This is a genomic window from Acinetobacter sp. 24-47-62 (assembly GCF_056779765.1).
The window spans coordinates 1-345 of sequence record NZ_JBWYIN010000043.1 but is presented as its reverse complement, the minus strand read 5'-3'; the positions used below and the strand labels follow the sequence as shown (position 1 = coordinate 345).

2 protein-coding genes are annotated in these 345 nt (G+C 36.5%); both read right to left on the bottom strand.

What is annotated here, in order from left to right:
* Positions 1 to 113 (bottom strand): CoA-transferase (locus tag AC1M87_RS14805; protein WP_481588093.1); only part of this gene is annotated, 113 nt, incomplete at its 3' end.
* A 142-nt stretch (positions 114 to 255) separates the two neighbouring features.
* Positions 256 to 345, bottom strand: a 90-nt coding sequence (locus AC1M87_RS14800) for a hypothetical protein (protein ID WP_481592540.1), incomplete at its 5' end; no start/stop codon positions are given.

The window sequence follows — 345 nt, the reverse complement described above, 5'->3', positions numbered from 1 at the left end:
TCGATGAGTTCAGCAGGCTGACCTGCAGTACCAAACCCACCAATCATAATGGTTGAACCGTCTTTAATTTGGGAGAGGGCTTCGGTTAAAGTCTTTTGAGATTTATCAATCATAGCGTTTTATAGATAAAGCTATCTATATCCTTTTAGGTCTTGCAAAAATTTAAACAAATCAAAATGATTAGATTTGGATTGGTCTAAATTCTTTAGTTAAATGAGATAAAGGATGGAGGCGAAATCCATCCCTTTATTATTTTTAAGCTGATGCGCGGCGGCGTTCAACTTCAGTAGAAGGCGCACCTTCAACGTCTTTCACTAATTCAATGTCAAATTGAATATGTTTGAA